Annotated in this window: 20 protein-coding genes; 8 read left to right on the forward strand and 12 right to left on the reverse strand. The window is 51.3% G+C overall.

Features of this window, described 5'->3' with window-relative positions:
* The first annotated feature begins 13 nt into the window (after nucleotides 1-13).
* Nucleotides 14-856, forward strand: coding sequence for a cell division protein (locus tag ACTHTK_RS06210; RefSeq protein WP_440378504.1), 843 nt, complete (start codon nucleotides 14-16; stop codon nucleotides 854-856).
* Nucleotides 857-1,251: 395 nt separating this feature from the next.
* On the opposite strand, the gene ACTHTK_RS06215 is transcribed toward ACTHTK_RS06210, so the two are convergent.
* On the reverse strand, nucleotides 1,252-1,785 hold the full coding sequence (locus ACTHTK_RS06215; protein ID WP_440378505.1) for a DUF4189 domain-containing protein: 534 nt from the start codon (nucleotides 1,783-1,785) through the stop codon (nucleotides 1,252-1,254).
* Nucleotides 1,786-2,038: 253 nt separating this feature from the next.
* Here ACTHTK_RS06215 and tldD point away from each other — a divergent pair, with 253 nt between their 5' ends.
* Genes tldD through prmC form a run of 3 tightly spaced genes read left to right on the forward strand, consistent with a single transcriptional unit; the run spans nucleotide 2,039 to nucleotide 4,798 of the window.
* Nucleotides 2,039-3,481 (forward strand): metalloprotease TldD, encoded by a 1,443-nt coding sequence (gene tldD / locus ACTHTK_RS06220; protein ID WP_440378506.1) that lies wholly within the window; start codon nucleotides 2,039-2,041, stop codon nucleotides 3,479-3,481.
* Between the two features lie 53 nt (nucleotides 3,482-3,534).
* Complete coding sequence (locus ACTHTK_RS06225) at nucleotides 3,535-3,996, forward strand: hypothetical protein (protein ID WP_440378507.1); 462 nt, start codon at nucleotides 3,535-3,537, stop codon at nucleotides 3,994-3,996.
* Nucleotides 3,986-4,798 carry a peptide chain release factor N(5)-glutamine methyltransferase gene (gene prmC, locus ACTHTK_RS06230; RefSeq protein WP_440378567.1) on the forward strand — a complete coding sequence of 271 codons (813 nt, stop codon included), beginning with the start codon at nucleotides 3,986-3,988 and terminating at the stop codon, nucleotides 4,796-4,798. The genes ACTHTK_RS06225 and prmC overlap by 11 nt, the downstream gene beginning before the upstream one ends.
* A gap of 84 nt (nucleotides 4,799-4,882) precedes the next feature.
* On the opposite strand, the gene ACTHTK_RS06235 is transcribed toward prmC, so the two are convergent.
* The 4 genes from ACTHTK_RS06235 to ACTHTK_RS06250 all read right to left on the reverse strand — a co-directional run bounded on the left by ACTHTK_RS06235 (nucleotide 4,883) and on the right by ACTHTK_RS06250 (nucleotide 8,800).
* Complete coding sequence (locus ACTHTK_RS06235; protein ID WP_342685637.1) at nucleotides 4,883-5,677, reverse strand: 3'-5' exonuclease; 795 nt, start codon at nucleotides 5,675-5,677, stop codon at nucleotides 4,883-4,885.
* Nucleotides 5,678-6,451: 774 nt separating this feature from the next.
* Nucleotides 6,452-7,336: a lipid A biosynthesis lauroyl acyltransferase gene (locus ACTHTK_RS06240; protein ID WP_440378568.1), complete on the reverse strand. Its 885-nt coding sequence runs from the start codon at nucleotides 7,334-7,336 to the stop codon at nucleotides 6,452-6,454.
* Nucleotides 7,337-7,414: 78 nt separating this feature from the next.
* Nucleotides 7,415-7,960 (reverse strand): crossover junction endodeoxyribonuclease RuvC, encoded by a 546-nt coding sequence (ruvC, locus tag ACTHTK_RS06245; protein WP_003684216.1) that lies wholly within the window; start codon nucleotides 7,958-7,960, stop codon nucleotides 7,415-7,417.
* Nucleotides 7,961-7,969: 9 nt separating this feature from the next.
* Complete coding sequence (locus ACTHTK_RS06250) at nucleotides 7,970-8,800, reverse strand: carbon-nitrogen hydrolase family protein (RefSeq protein WP_440378508.1); 831 nt, start codon at nucleotides 8,798-8,800, stop codon at nucleotides 7,970-7,972.
* 94 nt (nucleotides 8,801-8,894) lie between these two features.
* Between ACTHTK_RS06250 and ACTHTK_RS06255 the strand changes: the two genes are divergently transcribed.
* Both ACTHTK_RS06255 and ACTHTK_RS06260 read left to right on the forward strand, forming a co-directional pair.
* A complete protein-coding gene (locus ACTHTK_RS06255; RefSeq protein ID WP_311459563.1) occupies nucleotides 8,895-9,194 on the forward strand; it encodes a porin in 300 nt (99 codons plus the stop codon).
* Between the two features lie 114 nt (nucleotides 9,195-9,308).
* A complete protein-coding gene (locus ACTHTK_RS06260) occupies nucleotides 9,309-10,601 on the forward strand; it encodes a valine--pyruvate transaminase (protein WP_440378509.1) in 1,293 nt (430 codons plus the stop codon).
* 68 nt (nucleotides 10,602-10,669) lie between these two features.
* Here the strand turns inward: ACTHTK_RS06260 and ACTHTK_RS06265 are convergent, their stop codons facing one another.
* The 7 genes from ACTHTK_RS06265 to ACTHTK_RS06295 form a co-directional block, all read right to left on the reverse strand.
* On the reverse strand, nucleotides 10,670-11,428 hold the full coding sequence (locus tag ACTHTK_RS06265) for an iron ABC transporter ATP-binding protein (RefSeq protein WP_003684210.1): 759 nt from the start codon (nucleotides 11,426-11,428) through the stop codon (nucleotides 10,670-10,672).
* An 83-nt stretch (nucleotides 11,429-11,511) separates the two neighbouring features.
* Complete coding sequence (locus ACTHTK_RS06270; RefSeq protein WP_440378510.1) at nucleotides 11,512-12,138, reverse strand: FmdE family protein; 627 nt, start codon at nucleotides 12,136-12,138, stop codon at nucleotides 11,512-11,514.
* Between the two features lie 140 nt (nucleotides 12,139-12,278).
* Nucleotides 12,279-14,144, reverse strand: a complete 1,866-nt coding sequence (locus ACTHTK_RS06275; RefSeq protein WP_440378511.1) for an acyltransferase family protein — start codon at nucleotides 14,142-14,144, stop codon at nucleotides 12,279-12,281.
* 129 nt (nucleotides 14,145-14,273) lie between these two features.
* On the reverse strand, nucleotides 14,274-15,245 hold the full coding sequence (locus ACTHTK_RS06280) for an iron chelate uptake ABC transporter family permease subunit (protein WP_101756197.1): 972 nt from the start codon (nucleotides 15,243-15,245) through the stop codon (nucleotides 14,274-14,276).
* Nucleotides 15,235-16,203, reverse strand: coding sequence for an ABC transporter permease (locus ACTHTK_RS06285; protein ID WP_440378512.1), 969 nt, complete (start codon nucleotides 16,201-16,203; stop codon nucleotides 15,235-15,237). Before ACTHTK_RS06285 ends, ACTHTK_RS06280 begins: the two co-directional genes overlap by 11 nt.
* Before the next feature lie 232 nt (nucleotides 16,204-16,435).
* Nucleotides 16,436-17,398, reverse strand: a complete 963-nt coding sequence (locus ACTHTK_RS06290) for a siderophore ABC transporter substrate-binding protein (RefSeq protein WP_440378513.1) — start codon at nucleotides 17,396-17,398, stop codon at nucleotides 16,436-16,438.
* A gap of 115 nt (nucleotides 17,399-17,513) precedes the next feature.
* Nucleotides 17,514-19,529 (reverse strand): TonB-dependent receptor domain-containing protein, encoded by a 2,016-nt coding sequence (locus ACTHTK_RS06295; RefSeq protein ID WP_440378514.1) that lies wholly within the window; start codon nucleotides 19,527-19,529, stop codon nucleotides 17,514-17,516.
* Nucleotides 19,530-19,944: 415 nt separating this feature from the next.
* Here ACTHTK_RS06295 and groES point away from each other — a divergent pair, with 415 nt between their 5' ends.
* Together groES and groL are read left to right on the forward strand one after the other, a co-directional pair.
* Nucleotides 19,945-20,232 carry a co-chaperone GroES gene (gene groES / locus ACTHTK_RS06300; RefSeq protein WP_003684150.1) on the forward strand — a complete coding sequence of 96 codons (288 nt, stop codon included), beginning with the start codon at nucleotides 19,945-19,947 and terminating at the stop codon, nucleotides 20,230-20,232.
* 98 nt (nucleotides 20,233-20,330) lie between these two features.
* Entirely contained in the window at nucleotides 20,331-21,965 is a 1,635-nt protein-coding gene (gene groL / locus ACTHTK_RS06305) for a chaperonin GroEL (protein ID WP_070843552.1), read from the forward strand.
* Nucleotides 21,966-22,265 lie beyond the last annotated feature (300 nt).

Raw genomic sequence — 22,265 nt, forward strand, 5'->3', positions numbered from 1 at the left:
AGGAAAACGCATCATGAAATGGCTGTTTGCGGTCTTAGTCGCACTCAACATCATTGTTTTTGGCAGCATGGTTGCCTATCGGACACAACATAAAACCGCTAAACCCGAATCCGCTTTGGAAGGCGGCACGCACGAATTATTGCGCCCATCTTCTTTGGACGCGCCCAAAGCCGAGCCTCAGCAGGCATCGCAACCCGATTGGGTGGCGGATGAATCAGACGGCCTGATTATGGCAGAACCTGAATCCGAAGAAGCAGAAGCCTTGCGTAAGAAACAAGAAGCGCAGCAGTTGAAAGAGAAAAAAGAAAAAATGCGCCGCGAGAAAGAGGCGCAAGAGCGCCGCGCCGCTGAAGAAGAGATGGATGCGGCCGGCGTGGAACGCTTGTGTACCAGCAGCGCCACCGTGGTGATGGATGAAGACGATTACCACCGCATCAAAGGCCTGTTGGGCAAATGGCCTCATGCCGCCAGCCGCAGTATCGAAAAACGCAACGGCGCATCCGGTGGCGAGACTTCCTCCAAAACCTTCCGCGTGGTCTTGCCTGCCGACGGCGACACCTCCGCCCAGCTTGATGCCTTGGGCAGCCGCGGCTTTAGCGGCAGCATTCACAACGGCGAAATCAGCATTGACGTAACACGCAGCCGTTCTTCCGCCCAAGTTTTGATTTCACGCTTGTCCAGCGCAGGTTTCGGCGGCGCGCGCATTGTCGAACAGGAAGACAGAAGTGCACCCGATTCCGGTTTAAGCGTAGCGCGCATGACCGTAGTCTTTATGGCGGTTGATGAGCGCGATGCACAAGACATCAGAAACATTGTCGGCCGTTATGGCAAATTGAACATGAAAACCTGCCGATAATCAGATCTATTCGGTTTCAGACGGCCTGATCAGCAGTCGGCAAAGCCTGAGAAACCGAACGCTACAAAACACGAAACCCACTGTATCGGCAGTGGGTTTCATGTTTTTCGGTTTTGAGTATCTGATATAAAGGGGAACAGGTATGTTTCGTATATGCGCACTCCGAGTATCAAGAGATAATGGGAAAGAGGGGGATAAAATCTGTCGTTTAATGGCTCGGATTAGGACGTCTTCCGAGTGAGCTTGATTATACGCTAATAATAACTATTATCAATAGCAAAATTGAAAAAATAATGGTTTTTGTTGTAATACTTTGTTTTGTATGGGAATTAAATTGTGGTATTGGCTTTGCTGTGATTGAAAAGGCCGTCTGAATAAAGACGGCCTTTTGTCTATTAGAATTTAGGCAATGAGCAGCCTTCGGGGGTAGTAATTTTACATTGTACAGCTCCCGAAGCTTGACATTTTCTTAAGGCTGCCGGTTCTGCCTGTCCAATAGAAGGCTCTGTTCCATAGAACGTTTTTACCTTTTTGCCAGATTGTCCTTGAGCAACGGCGATGCAGCCGTTTCTGACTGAAGCAAGTACTTTACAAGGAGCATTTCGTCCCCCTTGCTCACAGGACTTAATAGCCCCTCTTTTTGCAATTTCAAGAGATGGGGCATTGATAACATCTGCTGAAATACCAGTTTTAGGATTTACTGCCCATGCACCGTATTTTGAAGGAACATCGATATTGACAACGCTTGGTTGGTTTTGAGAATAATCGCTATTAGAAGATTGTGGTTTGCCAACGTTATATAAAATTTGTCGGCCCGAGCTGTCGATAATGCGACAGGTTCCAGTTGCAGGTTGGTATTCACCACCGCAGCCGTTGGCATAAACATTAAGGCTTGCCAGTCCTAGCAATACAACAAGTAATTTTTTCATTTTAATTCCAATCTATTATTTGAATCTTTATCAGCCTGCCGCTGCATCAATCATACGATGATTTCTTATCTTCTTTACGCGGCTGATGTTAAAATAGGGTAAGGCAAACATTTCAACCCTATGTTTCAGACGGCCTTTTGATTTGCTTCAATTACTCATAAACCCAAGCAATCAACATATCCAAAGCCATATAAAATACCGTATAATCAAGGCCAAATTAACTTTGCCTGCTTGTCGGGCCGTCTGAAAAATTATGCAACAAACCTACGCCGCGGTACAGCGAGATTTGCTCGAAGCCAACCATCTTTCCCCCGATTTGCTCGCCCAAAGCCTGAGCATTATCGGCGCCAACCATGTCGATTATGCCGACATCTATTGTCAGCGCACTGCCTATGAAAGTTGGCATTTGGAAGAAGGCATCGTCAAATCGGGCAGCTTTCAAATCGATCAGGGCGTTGGCGTGCGTGCTGTTTCGGGCGATAAAACTGCTTTTGCCTACGCCGACAGCCTGTGTATCGATTCGATCAACCGCTCTGCCAAAGCAGTACGCGTGATTGGTGCGGCCGGCGGCGAAGCCAGCATCAAAGTGCCGACACCTGCCTACGGCAAGCCTGTCCATATGGCGATTGACCCTATTGCCAGTCTTGATTCTGCTGCCAAAGTCGCGCTGTTGAACAAAGTTGAAACGCTGGCCAAAGCTGCCGATCCGCGTATCGTGCAAGTGATGGCCGGTTTGACCTGCGAATACGACATGGTGTACATCGCTCGTCTGGATGGTAAACACGCTGCTGATATCCGCCCGATGGTGCGCATGAACGTAACTGTCATTGCCAAGCAGGGCGAGCGTCGCGAGCAGGGCAGTGCGGGAGGAGGCGGGCGTTATGATTTGGCGTATTTCGATGAAAACTTGGTACATCGGTTTGTCGATTCCGCTGTCAAACAAGCCCTGACCAATCTCGAATCCCGTCCTGCGCCTGCCGGGGAGATGACCGTCGTTTTGGGCAACGGCTGGCCGGGCGTGTTGCTGCACGAAGCGGTCGGACACGGCTTGGAAGGCGATTTCAACCGCAAAGAAACCAGCGTTTTCTCCGGCCGTATCGGCGAGCGCGTGGCTGCCAAAGGCGTGACCGTTGTGGATCAAGGCGATATTGCTGACAGACGCGGCTCGCTCAATATCGACGACGAAGGCAATGAGACCCGCCGCACTGTATTGATTGAAGACGGTATTTTGGTCGGCTATATGCAGGACGAAACCAACGCCCGCTTGATGGGTATGCAATCGACCGGCAACGGCCGCCGCGAAAGTTACGCTTCTGCGCCCATGCCGCGCATGACCAATACCTTTATGGAAAACGGCGGCTATGAGCCGGAGGAAATCATCGCGTCCATCGACAAGGGCATTTACGCTGTCAACTTCGGCGGTGGACAAGTGGATATTACCAGCGGCAAGTTCGTGTTCAGCGCATCCGAAGCGTGGTGGGTGGAAGGCGGCAAACTGCAATACCCTGTCAAAGGCGCGACCATCATCGGCAACGGCCCCGAAGTGCTGAAACATGTTTCCATGATAGGCAACGACACCGCACTCGACAGCGGCATCGGCGTCTGCGGCAAAGAAGGGCAGAGTGTTCCTGTCGGCGTCGGACAACCGACCCTGAGGATTGATGCCGGACTGACCGTCGGCGGTAGTGAAATTTAAACGGCAGGCCGTCTGAAAAGTTTTCAGACGGCCTTTTGCATTAGGATAAAACCATGCAGGAACAGAATCGGAAATCAAGTTTTCCCATCGTGATGTTGCTGGTGTCGGTTGCCCTGTGGATAGCATCTTTGTCCAATGTTGCATTTTATTTGGGCAATCATGAAAGCATGAAGGGTTTGACCGTTTTGATTTTGGGGTCGATATTTGCTTCTTTGGATATCAGATATTGTGCGGCCTATGCGAATTATGTTTGGTTGGCAGCCATTGTTTTGCTGGCGTTGCGGAAGAAGGTCGTGCCTGTCCATGCGGCGCTTTGGGGCTTGGCGCTGGTGGCTTTCAGTGTGAAAGCCGTACACGTCGATGAAGCAGGGAATACAGCGGATATTGTGCGCTACGGTGCTGGATTTTATTTGTGGTATGCCGCATTTGCGGTTGCCACCATCGGCACGTTTGCCGGAAAGAATAGGGAAAGAAAAGCCGCAACGCTGGCAGATGGGACGAAAAATGACGCTTGATGAATGGTTGCGCCAATCGGCACTGCCTAAAAATGAAGCGCGGATGTTGTTGCAATATGCGCTGGGTTATACGCGCGCGCAGTTGGTAACGCGCGGTACGGACGATTTGGCAGACTCCGCCCTGCAAACCTTGGAGGCTTTGGCCCAACGCCGTCTGAAAGGCGAGCCTATGGCCTATCTGTTGGGCGAGCGCGAATTCTACGGACGACGTTTTGCCGTCAATCCCCATGTGCTGATTCCCCGTCCTGAAACCGAGCATTTGGTGGAAGCCGTACTCAAACGCTTGCCGCCGCAAGGGCGCATGTGGGACTTGGGGACGGGCAGCGGCGCCATTGCCGTGACCGTCGCGCTTGAACGCGGTGATGCCGATGTTCGTGCATCCGACATCAGCGTCGGTGCTTTGGATACTGCCCGTCAAAATGCGGCCGAATTGGGCGCAAAAGTGGAGTTTGCGCAGGGTTCGTGGTTTGATACCGACAGGCCGTCTGAAGGCCGATACGATGTGATTGTTTCCAATCCGCCGTATATCGAGGATGGCGATGAACATTTGTCGCAAGGTGATTTGAGGTTTGAACCGCAAAATGCGCTGACCGACTTTTCAGACGGCCTCAGCCATATCCGCCACATTACCCAAGAAGCCCCTAAATACCTGAAAGCCAACGGCTGGCTGCTGTTTGAACACGGCTATGACCAAGGCAAAGCAGTGCGGAACATTATGCTGGAGAACGGTTTTGCAGAAGTGGCAACCGAACAGGATTTGGCTGGATTGGATAGGGTAACGCTGGGGCGTTTGCCTGCTTAATGGGCATGGTTTGTCGAAATATAAAAAAGGGCGTGTCGATCACGCCCTTTTGGTTTTTTGGTTTAGCTGTTCAGACGGCCTGGTTTAACGCCAAGCAGCGACGAACTCCGCCCAGTGTTGTTTTTCTTCGGCTTGTGCGGCCAGATAATGTTTGATGCGTTTGATTTCGACTTCGTATTCGTCGGCATCGAGCGCGCCGCTCATCATGCGAAAGCGCATGTACATAAGGTAGGTGTTGGCGGCATCGGTTTCGCAATAGTCTCGGATATCTTTCAGACGGCCTGCATGATAAGCGTCCCAAACCTTGCTGCCGTCCATGCCCAATTTGCCGGGGAAGCCGCAGAGTTTGGCCATGTCGTCCAAAGGTACGCTGGCACGCGGTTGGTAGAGGGCGAGCAAATCCATCAGGTCGCAATGGCGGGTGTGGTAGCGGCTGATGTAGTTGTTCCACTTAAAGTCGCGGCTGTCGCCAAAGTCGCCGTCACCCGTGTCCCAATAGCGGGCGGCGCTGATGCCGTGTATCAGGGCGCGGTAGTGGAGGACGGGCAGGTCGAAACCGCCGCCGTTCCAGCTGACGAGTTGCGGCGTATAGTTTTCGATGACCTCGAAGAACTTGGCAATCATGACTTCTTCGCTGTCTTCGGGATCGCCGATGGTGCTGACACGGATTTTGTCTTGCCCCCAGCGCATACAGCAGGAGATGGCGACGACTTGGTGCAGATGGTGTTGCATAAAGTCGCTGCCGGTTTTGGCACGGCGTTGCTGTTGGGCAAACAGGACGACTTCGTTGTCGGGCAAATCGGCAGGCAAATCGTAAAGCTGGCGGATGCCGTTTACGTCGGGAATGGTTTCGATGTCGAAGGCGAGTATCGGAGTCATGGCGTGATCGGGTTGGATAAGGGATGATGTCATTGTGGCATGACGGCGCAGATAAAAAAAGAGGCAATCCCCCACAGGATTGCCCCAATACCTCAAATCAGAGATTTACGCTTCACAAACAATACAGGCTTTCACCTGCGGCTTTACAGATGCAGCTCAACTCTGCATCGGTAAACTTTCATTTCGGGCATTGCACCGAAATCCTCTAAAATAAATACCGCAATTTCTTGCAATATCAGAAAATTGTTTACAAAAGTATCTAAAATCGGCGAGGCCGTCTGAACGTTTTGTAATTTGATGTAGTGAAATTTACGCGAATTTTTACAGTTTGCCAAGTATTTTTTTCTGAAAGCTTGTTTTGATATAAATTTCAGGTATTGTCATATTTTTGCAATTATATTTCATAATTGTTCAAAAGTTAGATATTTATTTTATTTTTTTAAATTTTAATTTAATTTTATTTCATATTTTGAATGATTAAAATGTATTTTTTTAGATGAACTATTTTGCAATATGTTGTTTTTAAAAGAAATTAAATTTAATATGTAAATGAAAAGAGTGTATTGGGACTGATATTTTTCATTTGAGAAAAAATATAGGGTTGTTTGAAAGTTTCAATCACGATGAAAAAAGTTGTTTTTAAAGTATTTAAAGCGGAATATTATTTGATTGTTTGAAGTTAAACATGAGTTTCGGTTTGATTCAATTAAAATGAAAAATCGGCGAAAGAAGGATTTCGCCGATTTTGCATATTCAAATTGTAATTTAATGTAGTCAATAAAAGCTGTTTTCGCTTTCGGGACGGGTTTTGAAGCGTTTGTGCAGCCAGAAATATTGTTCGGGATGCTCGCGTACCCGCTCTTCGATGAAGTCGTTCATGCGCTGGGTATCGGCTTCGACATTTTCGGTCGGGAAATTATCCCAAGCCGGATAGAAGCGCAGGGTTACGGTATTGTCAGCTTCACGCGTGGGAATAGCGGGAATGATTTTGGCTTTGGTCATGCCGGCAATACGGCTGAGGCCGGTGATCGTGGCCGTTTGAATGCCGAAGAAATTGACGAAAATGGAATCGTTGCGGCCGAAGTCTTGGTCGGGCAGATAAAGAAAGGGCGCATCGCTTTTGCGCAGGTGTTTGATGATGGCGCGCAGGCCTTCTGTGCGGCCGATCAGGAAAACATTGTTGTAGCGGTGGCGGCCTTTCAGGATCTGTTCGTCCAGGGCTTTGTTTTTTTGGTGCGAATACATACTGGTCAGCGGCACATCCTGATTGAGCGTGTAAACCGCCATTTCAAATGCGGTAAAGTGCGGATAGAGGATGATGACTTTCTCACCGGCGGCGAGGGCTTCGTCAAGATGGTGTTTGTCTTGATAGCGTACCAACGAGCGCAGCTTCTCCGCAGGCGCGTACCAGTAGAGGCCGTATTCGAGCATCAGCTTTGCCATGTGTTGGAAATGGCGTTTGAGCAGGGCAGTGCGCTGGCTGTCGCTCAGCTCGGGAAAGCATTTTTTGAGATTGACCTCACCGACTTTGCGGCGTGGTTTGACTGCGTAATAGGCGAGAATACCAATCGCGTCGGCAATCTTGTGCAACACGCAAAAAGGCAGCAGGCGGATGAGGTAGAGAAAAAGGAAGGCGGCTTTCATGAAGGCTTGCTGTATGTGGGCAAAGGGCTATTATAACCGAAAGGCCGTCTGAAAACGGGCTGAAACACTATTTCAGACGGCCTGAATGTCGGCTTACCATTGGAAACGGCCGCGTTTGACCTGCAGGCCGTCGGGGTTGAGTTGCGAAGCCAATCCGTGATTGCGCAGGGCGTGGGTGAGGGCGACGGCGAGTCCGTCGGCGGCATCGGCTTGCGGCGTGCCGGAAAGTGCGAGCATTTGGACAACCATATGCTGCACCTGCTCTTTGGCGGCCTTGCCCTTGCCGACCACCGCCTGCTTGACCTGAAGCGCGGTGTACTCAAACACGGGCAAATCGTGCATGACCAAAGCGGCAATCGCCGCACCGCGCGCCTGACCAAGCATTAACGTCGCGGCCGGATTGACGTTGACGAAGACTTGCTCGATGGCCGCCTGATGCGGCTGATAGTGGCGGATGATTTCATCGATATGGCGGACAATCACAGCGATGCGTTCGGAAAGCGACGCGCCGGTCGGCGTTTTGATACAGCCGGAAGCAACATAATGATGTTCGCGGCCGTGGACATCAATCACGCCGAAGCCGGTCACGCGGCTGCCGGGGTCGATGCCGAGGATGCGTGTGGGTTGGAACTGGGACATAGTGCGTGTTTAAAGTAATCGGTGTTTCAGGGCAGGCAGGCGCGTGCGCACGCTTTGTAGGCGCGCGGTATCCAAATCGGCACAAATCACGCCTTCGCCTTCCGGCAACGTCGCCAACACATCGCCCCAAGGATCGATAATCATACTGTGGCCGAATGTGCGGCGGCCACTTTCATGCAGTCCGCCTTGTGCCGACGCGATGACGTAGCATTGGTTTTCCACCGCGCGGGCGCGCAGCAGCAATTCCCAATGCGCCTTGCCGGTCGTGTAGGTAAACGCAGCCGGCAACAGCAAAACATCAAACGGCTGCTGGGCGCGGAAAAATTCAGGAAAGCGCAAATCGTAGCAGACACCGGCCGCCAGCGGAACATCGTCCACGCTTAACTTCGGCACATCGTCGCCTGCCAATATCGTATCGGCTTCGGCGTAGCGTTCGCCCAAACCGGAAAAGCCGAAAAGGTGCATTTTGTGGTAAAGCCCGATTCGGTTGCCGTCGCGGTCATATACAAGCATTGTATTCATCACCTTGCTAGCATCTGGGCTTTGCAACGGAACCGTACCGCCAAACAACACCACGCCGCATTCCCTTGCCGTTTTGCTTAAGGCCGTCTGAAAACGGGTGTGGCAGGTTTCGCCAACGCGTCCATCGTCCAAAGGCTCGGCAAATGCCAGCTTGTCCGTATCGTTTTTGCCCATCAGCGGCCAATATTCGGGCAGCAACACCCAATCCGCCCCTTGTTCGGCCGCATCGCGGACAAGGCGCTTCATGGTGGCAATATTGGTTTCTGGGTTGGTGGACGACACCATTTGCACAGCGGCGGCGCGTAAAGAGCGCATCATCAAAACTCCTGTCAGATTTTGCAAGAATTGTAACTTGTTTACGCACAAGGCCGATACAATCGCCTCACAATTCCTCTCCAAAAAAGGATAAACCATGAACTTGAAACTTCTCCTCACTGCCGCGCTTTCCACCGCCACACTTGCCGCACACGCCGACGTACAGCTTTACGGCAGCATCAAAAGCGGCATCGAAACCTCGCAAACCCGTTTCGGCGGCCAAACATACAGCCGAACCGCCGTTGCCGACCAAGGCAGCCACATCGGCTTGCGCGGTTCACACCCGATTGGCGGCGGAACGAATTTTATTTGGGAAGTCGAACAAGACACACCGGTCGGCAAAAGCGGCTCCATCCGCCAAGACTGGCGTGAACGTCGAGACAATTTTGGCCGTTAAAGGAAAGGTTGAATAGTAAAGGCCGTCTGAAAAATCAGGATAACTGGTTTTCAGACTGCCTTTGTTCTTATAATAGCGGTTTATTGTTTCCACACACTCAGCAACGGAGTTTCCATGCAGTTTTCAGCATTCGGCGAAAAATTCACACAACACAGCGGTATTTTGCAGTTGATGGACGATTTGGGCGACGCGCTCAAAAGCGATAAGCCCGTCAATATGCTTGGCGGCGGCAATCCGGCAAAGATTGCTGAAGTCAATGCGGTGTTCGCCGATGTGTTCTCCAAGCTGGCGGCGGAACATGCTGTTGAGAATATCGGAAATTATTCCAATCCGCAGGGCGACGCGGCGCTGATTGCGGCTTTGACTAAGTTTCTCAACCGTGAATACGGTTGGAATCTGATGGCGGACAATATCGCGTTGACCAATGGTTCGCAAAATGCGTTTTTCTATTTGTTTAACCTGTTTGGCGGCAAATTTAATCTTTCAGACGGCCAAACGGCTGAAAAAGCCATTTTGTTGCCGCTGGCGCCTGAATATATCGGTTATGCCGACGTGCATGTCGAGGGGCAGCATTTTATTTCGGTAAAACCAAAAATCGAAAATGTCGAACACGAAGGCGAAGAGGGATTTTTCAAATACCGTGTGGACTTTGACGCGCTGGGGAGCCTGCCTGAATTGAAAGAAGGCAAAATCGGCGCGATTTGCTGTTCGCGCCCGACCAACCCGACCGGCAATGTGTTGACTGACGGCGAGATGGCACGTTTGGACGCTTTGGCGCAGGAGCACGGGATTCCGCTGATTATCGACAACGCTTACGGAATGCCGTTCCCGAATATTATTTATAGTGATGTGACGCTCAACTGGCACGAAAACATCATCCTCTGCTTCAGCCTTTCTAAAATCGGCCTGCCCGGCGTGCGTACCGGCATTATTGTCGCCGCGCCGGAAGTGGTCAAAGCCGTCAGCAGTTTGAATGCGATTGTGAACCTGTCGCCAACCCGTTTTGGCGCGGCGATTGCGGCTCCGCTGTTAAACGACGGCCGTCTGAAACAGCTGGCCGATGAAGTGATTCAGCCGTTTTACCGTCAGCAGGCGCAAACGGCGGTTTCCCTGCTCAAGCGTGAATTGGGCGCGTATCCGTTGAAAATCCACAAGCCTGAAGGTGCGATTTTCTTATGGCTTTGGTTTGAAAACCTGCCTGTTTCGTCGCAAACCTTGTACGAAATGCTCAAAGCCGAAGGCACGCTGATTATTCCGGGCGAGCATTTCTTTGTCGGCATCGATAGGCAAGACTATCCGCACGCGCACGAGTGCATCCGCATGAGCATTGCGCAGGACGCGGAAACGCTGGAAAAAGGCATCGCCGCCATCGGCAGGGTGGTGCGCGGTTTGTACGATAAAAAATAAACGCTTTGAATAGGCAAAGGCCGTCTGAAACCTGAACAATTGGGTTTCAGACGGCCTTTTTGTCGGATTTAGATATGGTGGATAACCAGTTTTTTGCCTTCGTAATCGAGGACGTTGACGTCCATATCGAATAGGGTTTTGATGTTTTCGGCGGTGAAAATATCGTTGGGCTTGCCCTGCATGGCGACTTGGCCGTTTTTCATGGCGACGACGTAATCGGCGTAGGCGGCGGCCTGGTTGATGTCGTGCAGGACGACGACGGTGGTGCGTTTGTGTTCGTCGGTCAGCCGGCGCAGGATTTGCATGAGGGAGCGGGCATGATACATGTCGAGGTTGTTCAGCGGCTCGTCCAGCAAAACGTAGTCGGTGCGCTGGCAGAATACCATGGCAATCATGGCGCGTTGGCGTTGGCCGCCGGAAAGCTCGGTCAGGTAGCGGTCGGCGAAGTCTTGCAGGTGGAACTCGGCAAGCGCTTCTTCGACAATGGTTTTGTCGTTTTCAGACGGCCTGCCTTGGTGGTAGGGATAGCGGCCGAACATGAGCAGGTCACGCACAGTAATGCGGCTCATGATGCTGTTTTCTTGGGTGAGGATGGAAAGCGTGCGGGCGAGTTCGGCGGTGGGGGTGGTTTTGATGTCTTTGCCTGCGTAGCTGATGTCGCCGTGTACCAAGGGCTGCAGGCGTGCCATAAAGGAGAGGAGGGTGGACTTGCCTGCGCCGTTCGGGCCGATTAGCGCGGTAATGCCGCCTTCGGGGATGTCGAGGCTGACGTCGTTGAGGATGGGGTTGCTGCCGATGGTGTGGCTGACGTTGCGGATGGTAATCATAGGCGGGTCCGAAAATGGGAAGTTAGGGTTTCAGACGGCCTTTCAGCATGAGGCCGTCTGAATTTTATTCCTGTATGGTGTTTTTAGATTTCGCTGACGGTAACAAATTCGGGATTGTCGGCTTGGTCAATCAGGAAGGCGCGAACGCGTTCTTGCCAAAGCTCGCCGAATTGTTTGAGTTCGTCAGCACTTGCGCTGCCGCTGACGGCTTTGGGCATGATGTCGCGCATTTGCGGTGCAAAGGGTTGGAGCGCGGCATTGAGGCTGACGGCAACGGTTTTGCCGGTATCGCGGCGGCGGAGTGCGAGTGTGCCGTTGATTTCGCCTGCACCAAAGGACAAGAGGTGGCGGCGGGCAAAGCGTCCGGCTGGGCCTACGCCGCCAAAGCCGGTTTCGGGTGCTGCGCCGGTAAGGAGTTGGACGACGGAAGCGGTAACACCGGTTGTGCCTTCATCACGCTCGCCCTGCATAAAGGCTTCGATGTCGCCGCGTTGCGGCAGCTCTTCGCCGTAAAGGGCTTTCAGACCTTTGACCACCATCAGGTAGGCGCCGGCGACAGTCGGGCAGGAATGGCCGCACAGGCGCACGGCATCGGCGTAGTAGTAAGTGAGGATGCCGTTTTCGGCCGCGCCGAGGAAGTCGGCCAATGCGTCTTGGACGGTAATGGTCGGTGCGTCATCGAAGAATGAAGGGAGGCGTTCTTGTGTCATGAGGGTTGTCCTTTATGGGTTTGCTTAGGCCGTCTGAAGGTTTCAGACGGCCTGAAACCTTTGCGGCATACTGTTTACTGCGCTTTGAGCGGCATTTGCATTCAGTATTGCGGCAAAGGTTTCGGACTGAAACTGCGGTGTTATTTTAGGAGTATTTTTTTGTCCTGTATAAATTTTTCCGCCAGTTTTGTCACACCGTGGGTATTGAGGTGGTTGGTGTCAAAATATATCGGCAGGCCGTCTATGGTTTTGTCTGCCGGAATCGGACCCATGATGTTGACCCAATGCACGGCAGGCCGCTGTTTGACGATGTTTTCTATGGTTTTGTCGGCTTCGGCGGAGCGGGCAATTTCCGCTTTTTTATGCTCGGAAACGTATTGCATATCGATGCCGAGATGCTGTTTCAGGTAGTAATGGCGCAGGGGCAGTTGCGCGCTCATCGGCGTGTCAGCAAAGACGTAAACCTGTTTGCCCTGTTGGATCAGGGTATCGAGCATTTTGCCGAAATGCTCCGTAAAACCGGGTTTGTCGGTATGCAGGAACCAACGTTGCGAGATAAAGACCACCGGGTAGTTTTCGACTTTTTGTGCGATAAAGCGGTTGTAAGGGTTGCAGCGGTTGGCACGGCGGTCGCTTTGCGGTAGGAGGAAGCCGAAGGCAACGCCGCAACTGTTGGACGAAATAACATCGGCGGCAAAGCCTTCCTGTTTGCCCACTATATCAATAAAGGGCGTCAGGTGGGCGGCGTGGGAGTCGCCCATCAGCAAGACTTTGCTGCTTTGGTTTTCCGCACCGACCGCGCAGTCGGTTTTGGTCAAGGTATCCGCGCAGATTTTACTTTCGTCAACCGTATATAGGTTTGCCTCGTATGCGGCCGGTTTGGCAGTCAGCAGGTAGCCGGCGGCAGGAATCAGCAGGGCGAAATAGGCGGCGATTACCCCGATGAATTTCTTGGTGGTGAAATTCTTTATCCGTCGCGCTGGTGTTTCGACAAAGTAATAGGACAAAACGGACAAGCCGGACATCAGTACGACGGCCAATACAATCGCGGACATCGGCAAAGCGTTGTCCATGTAAACATAGCGCATGACGGCCAAGACCACCCAATGCCACAGATACAGCGAATAGGAAATCAAACCGATAAACACAACGGGCTTGAGGCTCAACAGTTTGGCGGTATTGAAGCCGTTTTGCGTTTGCAGGGTTTTGCCCGAGTAAATCAAGCCACCAACCGCCGTACAGCACAGCAGCCGTTCAATATTGCCTTCGCCGGGCAACACGCCGTAAGGAAGCAGCAACATGGCGGCAATCACCGCCATCATCGCCCAGCCGACCACAGGCGTGCTGAAGCGGTCGTTGTTTTGCGAGGGCGAAATAAAGGCGAAAAGTGCGCCGATCAGCAGCTCGTATGCGCGCACATAAGGCAGGAAATAAGGGTCCATGCCGAAGGTGGGCAAAAAGACGGACAGCAGGCTCAATACAATCAGCAAAAGGATGAATTGGCGGATGCTGCGTCCTTTGCTGAAGCGGAAAAAGGCAATCAGCAAAACCGGAAAAACAAAGTAAAACTGCTCTTCCAGCGATAAAGACCAAATGTGTTGCAAAGGTTTTTCCGCCGCGTCGGCATCAAAATAACCGCCGCGCCGTGCAAAAAACAGGTTGGCTGAAAACAGCAACGCAAACACTGCCGATTTGACGTATTGGCGCAGGTCAAACGACAAGAAAAAGATTGCGGCGGCCAAACTCGTACACAGCAATACGCAGGCGAAAACGGGCAAAATACGCTTGGCGCGGCGTTTGTAGAATTCTAAAAACGAAAAACTACCGTTCTGCATTTCGCGGCTGATGATGGTGGTGATCAGATAGCCGGACAAAACGAAAAACATATCCACGCCGAGAAAGCCGCCGGGCAGCCAAGCGGCGTCGATGTGGAAAATAATAACGGCCAAGACGGCCAAAGCCCGGATGCCGTCTAAGTCGGGACGGTATTTTAATGTCGTACTCATTTTTTGTAATTTTAGTAAATTTAGTGATGTTTACTATGAGTACGTGTCAGAAATTTAGTTTCATTTCAATGGTTAAATATTTTTTAACACGGGTTTCAGACGGCCTGAAGCTGTTTGGGCACGTTTAATTTATTTCTTTTTCAACACCAAATATAAAAATACCAAGCCGCCTGCAAATTCGACGACCACGCTCAATACGGCCTGCATGCCGAGGAAGTGTTCGAAGATGGTTTGCCCGCCGACCAACAGGATGCCGCCGACACAAAAAGTCATGGGCAGGCGGACGGAATGTTTGACCGACGGGGAAAAATGGTTGGCCAGCGCGGCAACCAGCAGGCCGAAAAAGCTTACCGGGCCGACAACGGCGGTCGCGGTCGCAACCAGCGCGGCGATCCACAACAGCAGCCATAAGGTATTGCGCGAGTAGTTGATGCCCAAATTGATGGCCTGATTGCGGCCGAGCAGGTAAACGTCGAGGCGGTGGCGTTCGCGCCAGATTACGGCGGCGCTGATGAGCAACACGACTGCGCCGATGCCCAACAATTCCGAGTGGACGGTATTGAAGGTGGCAAACATATTCGCCTGCGCGGCGGTAAATTCTTCGGGGTCAATCATGCGCGAAAGCAGCGACGACAGGCTGCGGAACAAAATCCCGAAAATCACGCCGATTAAAATCATGCGCGACAAATCGCGTCCGCCCTGTTTGATGAGCGTGTAAAACAGCAGCAGCGAGCCGCCCATCATGATGACCAGCTCAAAGCCGAATTTGCCCGTCAACGGCAGGGAAGAATAGCCTACGCCGCCGAGCGTAAACACCAGCAAGGTCTGCAAAAACACATACAGTGAATCGAAACCCAAAATCGAAGGGGTCAGAATCGGGTTGTTGGTCAGCGTTTGGAAAAGTTGTGTGGACACGCCGACCGCATAGGCGACCATCAGCAGCGCGGCAAGTTTGGTCAGGCGCAGGTTTAAAACAAAGTCCCAATCGCCTTTGACATTGAGCGTCATAAACAGGGCGCAGGAAACCAGCAACAGCGCAAAAGCCACCCACAACGGACGGCTGCTTCCTGCCATAAAATCGATATTTTTTTCAGACGGCATGAGCAGGTTTCCTTAATAAAAGCCACAAAAACAACACTGTACCCATGACTCCGAAAACAGTCGATACAGGGATTTCAAACGGAAACACAATCACGCGTCCGACAATGTCGCACAGCAACACCAAAGACGCGCCCAGCAAGGCCACCGCCGGCAGGCTTTGGCGCAGCTTGTCGCCCATCAGGCGGCTGATGATGTTCGGCACGACCAAGCCGATAAACGGAATATTGCCGACCGTTACGACCACCAAAGACGTAATCAGCGCCACAATAATCAGCCCCGACCACAGAATCGCCGTCCGGTTCAGCCCCAAGTTCACGCTCACCGTTTCGCCCAAACCCAAAATCGTCAGCTGGTCGGCAATCAAATAGGCAAACAAAGCCAAAACCCCCGTTGCCCACAACAGCTCATACCGCCCGAGCAACACGCCGGAAAAATCGCCCTGCTGCCACACGCCCAGCATTTGCAGCATTTCGTTTTGATACGCGATAAAGGTGGCCACCGCCTCAATCACACCGCCGAAAATAATCCCGACCAAAGGCACCATCAGTTGCGCGGTCGGCGGCAGGCGGCGGATCAGCAGCATAAAGACCAACATCCCGATCAGCGCGGCAACGGCGGCAACCGACATTTTTGCCAGCAGCGGCGCGGCCGGCAGCAGCAGGGTCATCAGCAGCAAACCCAAAGCTGCGCTTTGGCTTGCGCCCACCATCGACGGTTCGACAAAACGGTTGCGCATCAAAATCTGCATAATCATGCCGGCCACTGCCATCGATGCGCCTGTCAGCACAATGGCAAACGTGCGCGGCAGGCGGCTGATGAACATAACCTGTTGGCTGTCGGAGAGCGAAAACAGGGCGGACCATTTGAATTCGGCCACGCCGACTGACAGGCTGACGGCAAACAATATCAGCAGCGCCACGCCGTTGACCGCATTTAAAAATGAAGGTTTGTGAAACATAAAATGGTTCGGAAAAAAATAAGGCCGTCTGAAAGAAGGGTTAAGGTATTTGGCAAAAAAGGGCAGGTTTGCCCATCATAAAAACAGATGCAAACAGGCAAAAATTGTCCATTTGCACCATGTATTTTCAGACGGCCTAAATCCAATGACTTCAGGTCAAGCAGCTTGATCCTGTGCATCATCAAACCTTTCAGGCCGTCTGAAAGAAGCGGGCGGCTATGCCCACACGGAATTACTTGGCCGCATTAAACGCATCGCTTACCTGTTTGGAAGCGTTCAGCAATTCTTGTGCGCCGCCGGCCGCCAGATAGGTTTCCGGCACGAGGTACACGACTTGGCCTTTTTTCCAAGCGGTTGTTTCGGCAACCAGCGGATTGTTCAACACATCTTTCGCAGCCTGGCCTTCTTCGCCGATGGCCGCGCCGCGGTCTAAAACAAACAGCCAATCAGGGTTTTTCTCTTTCAGGTATTCAAAGCTGATAGGCTGGCCGTGGCTGCCTTCTTTAATCGATTCATCAACAGCGGGAACGCCGATGTCTTTATGCAACCAACCGCCCAAACGTGAGGAAGGGCCGAAAGCCGACATCTTACCGCCGTTGACCAATACCACCAAACCCTTGCCTTTGCCTTGAGCAGCAGTTTTCGCCGCTTCAAACGAAGCATCGATTTCCGCTTTCAGCTTGTCCGCTTCGGCCTGTTTGCCGAAGATTTGCCCCAGTGCGTCGATGCGCTCTTTAGAACTTTCTTTCAGATTGGCGGTTTCAGCGGTCATCTCGATGGTCGGCGCGATCTCGTTCAACTTGTCAAATGCTTTGGCTGCACGGCTGCCGATGATGATGAGCTGCGGTTTGTAAGCGTTGAGTGCTTCGTAGTCAGGCTCAAACAGCGTGCCGGCAGGTTTCGTGGTTTTGAAATATTCGTCCAAGTAGGGCAGGCGGTTTTTGTCGACGGACAAACCGGTTTTCACGCCCAGTTTGTTTAAAGTGTCGAGCATGCCCAAATCGTAAACGGCGATACGCTCCGGATTTTGCGGCACTGTTGCTTCACCGCGCGTGGTTTTCACCGTCAGGCTTGCGCCTTCGGTTTGGGCGGCAGAAGCGGAAGCAGTTTGCGCCTGATTGGAAGCAGAATCTTTCGGTGAACACGCACCCAAAGCGAGGGCGCAGCATACGGCTAAAGCGGTCAAACGTAACATAGAGTTTCTCCGTGGTCGGAAATAAAGTAAATAGAAATGATAACTTGTATCGGATTATAAAGCTAGACGCCGTCTGAAAACTTTTGTTTTCAGACGGCTTTTTCAAGCTGGTTGCTTAGAAGCGGTAGTTCACGCTCAAGCGGACATCACGGCCTGGCTCAGACAGGGTATTGGCACCTGCGCGTTGGCTGTGCGGCTTGTAGTTTTTATCAAAGACATTGTTGACAGAGAAGTTGACGTTCAAATCGTCTTTGCCTGTCGGTTTCCAGTTGGCGAAGATATCGTTGACGCCGTAGCCTGCACGGACGACGTTCAGAGCCACATCAGAGCCGCGCGAGGTCGGGGCATAGCCTGCATTTTGGACATAACGTCCGCGCCAGCCGATTTCCAGATTCGGATTGTCGAATTGGTACGACAGACCGGTTGTCCATGTGCGTCCCATAGGGATGGCAGTTGTCACGATGTCGGCGGTATCGCCGTTCAGCTTCGGTCTGCTGTAAGCTACGCCTGCACGTGCGGTCAGACCTTTCCAGCGGTAGGCAGCATTCAGTTCGTAACCTCTGTTTTTCAGCTTGCCGCCGTTATACCAGACATAGTACTTTCCAGTTGGAAGGATGGCCTGTACATCTTTGATTTGTTGATGGAAATAGCTGCCGGATAATGTAAGGGCAGAATTCCAGTGGTAGTTGAAGCCGATTTCTGCATTTCGCGAGCGTTCCGCTTTCAAATCAGGCGATGCTTTAATCGATCTGTTGCTTGCTAAAGCTGCTTCGTACAGGCGGGGGCTGCGGGTTGCATAGTTCAGGCTGGTGTTGATGGAAAAATCAGGGGTAATGTCATAAACCAACCCGATGCTTGGATTGAGGTTGCCGTCTGAATTTTCTGTATTACTGCTGGTTTTCATTTTCCAGCGGTCATAGCGCAAACCTGTGGTCAGCGTAACCGGAGAGAAATCCCAAATGCCTTCTACATATACGCCGGCATCGCTTTTCTTCTCGTTGTTTTCTCCGTTTGAGCTGCTTTTTTGAGTGCGCCAGTTGACTCCGTATTTCAGGGTATGGCGGTCAAATAGACGGCTGTCGAGATTCAGATTGGCTCCGTATGTCCGTACTTCGCCGTCCAATTCATAATTTGGATTGGGGACTTCATCACGTTTGGTGTTTAAACGGTAAACATTGGCTTTGATTTTGTCGATAAAGCCCAAGTTTCCGCCTTTGAATTCCAAGTTGGTGGTGTCTTGGGTCAGCGTGCGGTAGCGCGGCGAGTTGGTGGCGACATTCGGAATACGGTTGCCGTTGGCATCCAAAACGTATTGACCCGTACGGCGGTCAGTTTGGAATACTTGCGAGAAATCGAACTCTTCGCGCAGGGCGCGTTCCCCATATTGTTTCTCTTGGCGGTGGCTTAATTCAATACGGTTGTCTTCGTTGAAACGATAGCCGATTTTGCCCAACAAGCCGCGTGAACCCAATCCACTGTTTAAAACCTTATCGCTTCCGAGTAGATTACGGTAGCCTTTGCCTGCCGTGTATTCTTTGTCGCGTACGAAATTGCCTGAAACCAAAGCGTCAAAACCGCCTGCCTGACCATAAACGCTTGCGCCGCGTGAATAGCCTTTATTGCTGCTGATACCGGCATTGACTTTGAAACCGACGTTTTGACCTTCTCTCAGCAAATCTTTGGCTTCAACCGTTTCGGCAACAATCGCGCCGCTGGTTGCGCCGATACCTGCTGAGGCAGAACCTGTACCTTTTTGCACGGCAACGACTTTTACCAATGCGGGGTCAAGCATAAAGCGGCCGTTGTGGTGGAAAATCTGGCTGTCGGTGTAGGTATCGTCAACTTTATAGTCTATTTGGTCTTGACCCATACCGCGGATGGTTACCCACTGCGACTGACCGTTGCCGCCACCGAAACTGATAGAGGGTTCGTTGAACAATACGTCTTTTAAATCAGTGGAAGTCGTTTCTTCCATACGTTTTGTCGTTACACGGTGTGTGGCGCTTGTAGCCTGACCTTTAACGGTAACGGTATCAAGTACAACATTGTCTTTGGCTTCATTTTCTGCGTGTGCAAAACCGGCTGCCAGTGTCAGTGACAGCAGGCTCAGTCGGAACAGGGGCGTATTCATTGAGAAATGTCCTTAATAAAATGACAGTAATAAAAAATAAAAGAAAATAAAGAGGAATTAATTTTAAAATATGCAATTAAGAATAATCATCATTTATAATAGTGCATTAAAAAGAAATAGTTGTAAAGAGTTGTATTGAATTTGTAAAGGAAGTAGGTTGTTTTTAAACGAACTTTGCAGTTGGTATATCAGGCCGTCTGAAAAATATGTGATCAGACATTTTTGCGTATGAAAATATTTGGAAAGACTGCATAGAATTTTTTACTTTTTCCCTTGAATTTGTCGCAAACAACCCAAATCTACCCGCCATTACGGCAGGCTTTCCATAAGCGTGTCGCTATTTCCAAGCAAACCGTGTCTGTCATGTTGGACAGGCAATTGTTTTCAATCTATTTATTTATCGGAGCATTAAGACATGACCATCCGCCCTTTACACGACCGCGTAGTCGTCAAACGCTTAGAAGCTGAAGAAAAAACCGCCTCCGGCATCGTTTTGCCGGGTGCGGCTGCTGAAAAACCCGACATGGGCGAAGTAATCGCCGTGGGTGCGGGCAAAATCGGTAAAGACGGCGAGCGCCGTCCGCTGGATGTCAAAGTCGGCGACAAAGTGATCTTCGGCAAATACAGCGGCCAAACTGTAAAAGCCGACGGCGAAGAGCTGTTGGTAATGCGTGAAGAAGACATCTTCGGTATCGTTGAATAATTGTTGAATTAAGTTTCAGAACCAAAGGCCGTCTGAATCAAACATGAAGTTTTCAGACGGCCTCAAACAGATTTTTAATATTGATTTGGAGAATTTAAATGGCAGCAAAAGACGTACAATTCGGCAATGAAGTTCGCCAAAAAATGGTAAACGGCGTCAATGTATTGGCAAACGCCGTACGCGTAACTTTGGGCCCTAAAGGCCGCAACGTGGTACTCGACCGCGCTTTCGGCGGCCCGCACATCACTAAAGACGGTGTGTCTGTCGCAAAAGAAATCGAATTGAAAGACAAATTCGAAAACATGGGCGCGCAAATGGTAAAAGAAGTGGCGTCTAAAACCAACGACGTAGCCGGCGACGGTACCACTACTGCAACCGTATTGGCACAATCCATCGTTGCCGAAGGCATGAAATACGTGACCGCCGGCATGAACCCTACCGACCTGAAACGCGGTATCGACAAAGCCGTTGCCGCTTTGGTTGACGAGCTGAAAAACATCGCCAAACCTTGCGACACTTCTAAAGAAATTGCCCAAGTCGGCTCTATTTCCGCTAACTCTGACGAACAAGTCGGCGCGATTATTGCCGAAGCGATGGAAAAAGTCGGCAAAGAAGGCGTGATTACCGTTGAAGACGGCAAGTCTTTGGAAAACGAGCTGGACGTAGTTGAAGGTATGCAGTTCGACCGCGGCTACCTGTCTCCTTACTTCATCAATGACGCTGAAAAACAAATCGCTGCTTTGGACAATCCGTTTGTATTGTTGTTCGACAAAAAAATCAGCAATATCCGCGATTTGTTGCCTGTTTTGGAACAAGTGGCCAAAGCCAGCCGTCCGCTCTTGATTATCGCTGAAGACGTAGAAGGCGAAGCCTTGGCGACTTTGGTGGTGAACAACATCCGTGGCATCCTGAAAACCGTTGCCGTTAAAGCCCCTGGCTTCGGCGACCGCCGCAAAGCCATGTTGCAAGACATCGCCATCCTGACCGGCGGCGTGGTGATTTCCGAAGAAGTCGGCCTGTCTCTGGAAAAAGCGACTTTGGACGATTTGGGTCAAGCCAAACGCATCGAAATCGGTAAAGAAAACACCACCATCATCGACGGCTTCGGCGACGCAGCCCAAATCGAAGCGCGTGTTGCTGAAATCCGCCAACAAATCGAAACCGCAACCAGCGAATACGACAAAGAAAAACTGCAAGAGCGCGTGGCTAAATTAGCCGGCGGTGTGGCAGTGATCAAAGTCGGTGCCGCTACCGAAGTCGAAATGAAAGAGAAAAAAGACCGCGTGGAAGACGCGTTGCACGCTACCCGCGCAGCCGTTGAAGAAGGCGTGGTTGCAGGCGGTGGCGTAGCCCTGTTGCGTGCCCGTGCTGCTCTGGAAAACCTGCACACCGGCAATGCCGACCAAGACGCAGGCGTACAAATCGTATTGCGTGCCGTTGAGTCTCCGCTGCGCCAAATCGTTGCCAACGCAGGCGGTGAACCTAGCGTGGTTGTGAACAAAGTGTTGGAAGGCGAAGGCAACTACGGTTACAACGCAGGCTCCGGCGAATACGGCGACATGATCGAAATGGGCGTACTCGACCCTGCCAAAGTAACCCGTTCTGCGCTGCAACACGCCGCATCTATCGCCGGCCTGATGCTGACCACAGACTGCATGATCGCTGAAATCCCTGAAGAAAAACCTGCTATGCCTGATATGGGCGGCATGGGTGGTATGGGCGGCATGATGTAAGGCCGTCTGAAACCTTCAGACAAAAAGCAAAACCGCACGGTAATCAGCCGTGCGGTTTTTTTATTTGCCAGTGGAAAGCGTGAGATGGTGAGGCGAATGCCATGATTTACGGAGAAATAAGGGTAGCTATTTCCATTGAAACAGAAGCAGTTAAATAAACTTCATCATCAAAAAAGGCCGTCTGAAACTTTATTTTGCGTTTCAGACGGCCTGATTAATGATCTAAACCGTTACTTTTTGCTTGAACGGCTGTATCGGACAGCTTGAGACAAGATTTCTTCAATTTCTATCCACATAATG

This window comes from Neisseria sp. P0006.S009 (assembly GCF_051962915.1).
Taxonomy (GTDB): Bacteria; Pseudomonadota; Gammaproteobacteria; order Burkholderiales; family Neisseriaceae; genus Neisseria; species Neisseria subflava_E.

Coding starts and splice junctions, on each gene's coding strand:
- ACTHTK_RS06210 (WP_440378504.1), top strand. CDS start 14: ATGAAATGGCTGTTTGCGGTCTTAGTCGCACTCAACATCATTGTTTTT.
- ACTHTK_RS06215 (WP_440378505.1), bottom strand. CDS start 1,785: ATGAAAAAATTACTTGTTGTATTGCTAGGACTGGCAAGCCTTAATGTT.
- tldD (WP_440378506.1), top strand. CDS start 2,039: ATGCAACAAACCTACGCCGCGGTACAGCGAGATTTGCTCGAAGCCAAC.
- ACTHTK_RS06225 (WP_440378507.1), top strand. CDS start 3,535: ATGCAGGAACAGAATCGGAAATCAAGTTTTCCCATCGTGATGTTGCTG.
- prmC (WP_440378567.1), top strand. CDS start 3,986: ATGACGCTTGATGAATGGTTGCGCCAATCGGCACTGCCTAAAAATGAA.
- ACTHTK_RS06235 (WP_342685637.1), bottom strand. CDS start 5,677: ATGACTCCGATACTCGCCTTCGACATCGAAACCATTCCCGACGTAAAC.
- ruvC (WP_003684216.1), bottom strand. CDS start 7,960: ATGTCCCAGTTCCAACCCACACGCATCCTCGGCATCGACCCCGGCAGC.
- ACTHTK_RS06250 (WP_440378508.1), bottom strand. CDS start 8,800: ATGATGCGCTCTTTACGCGCCGCCGCTGTGCAAATGGTGTCGTCCACC.
- ACTHTK_RS06255 (WP_311459563.1), top strand. CDS start 8,895: ATGAACTTGAAACTTCTCCTCACTGCCGCGCTTTCCACCGCCACACTT.
- ACTHTK_RS06260 (WP_440378509.1), top strand. CDS start 9,309: ATGCAGTTTTCAGCATTCGGCGAAAAATTCACACAACACAGCGGTATT.
- ACTHTK_RS06265 (WP_003684210.1), bottom strand. CDS start 11,428: ATGATTACCATCCGCAACGTCAGCCACACCATCGGCAGCAACCCCATC.
- ACTHTK_RS06270 (WP_440378510.1), bottom strand. CDS start 12,138: ATGACACAAGAACGCCTCCCTTCATTCTTCGATGACGCACCGACCATT.
- ACTHTK_RS06275 (WP_440378511.1), bottom strand. CDS start 14,144: ATGAGTACGACATTAAAATACCGTCCCGACTTAGACGGCATCCGGGCT.
- ACTHTK_RS06280 (WP_101756197.1), bottom strand. CDS start 15,245: ATGCCGTCTGAAAAAAATATCGATTTTATGGCAGGAAGCAGCCGTCCG.
- ACTHTK_RS06285 (WP_440378512.1), bottom strand. CDS start 16,203: ATGTTTCACAAACCTTCATTTTTAAATGCGGTCAACGGCGTGGCGCTG.
- ACTHTK_RS06290 (WP_440378513.1), bottom strand. CDS start 17,398: ATGTTACGTTTGACCGCTTTAGCCGTATGCTGCGCCCTCGCTTTGGGT.
- ACTHTK_RS06295 (WP_440378514.1), bottom strand. CDS start 19,529: ATGAATACGCCCCTGTTCCGACTGAGCCTGCTGTCACTGACACTGGCA.
- groES (WP_003684150.1), top strand. CDS start 19,945: ATGACCATCCGCCCTTTACACGACCGCGTAGTCGTCAAACGCTTAGAA.
- groL (WP_070843552.1), top strand. CDS start 20,331: ATGGCAGCAAAAGACGTACAATTCGGCAATGAAGTTCGCCAAAAAATG.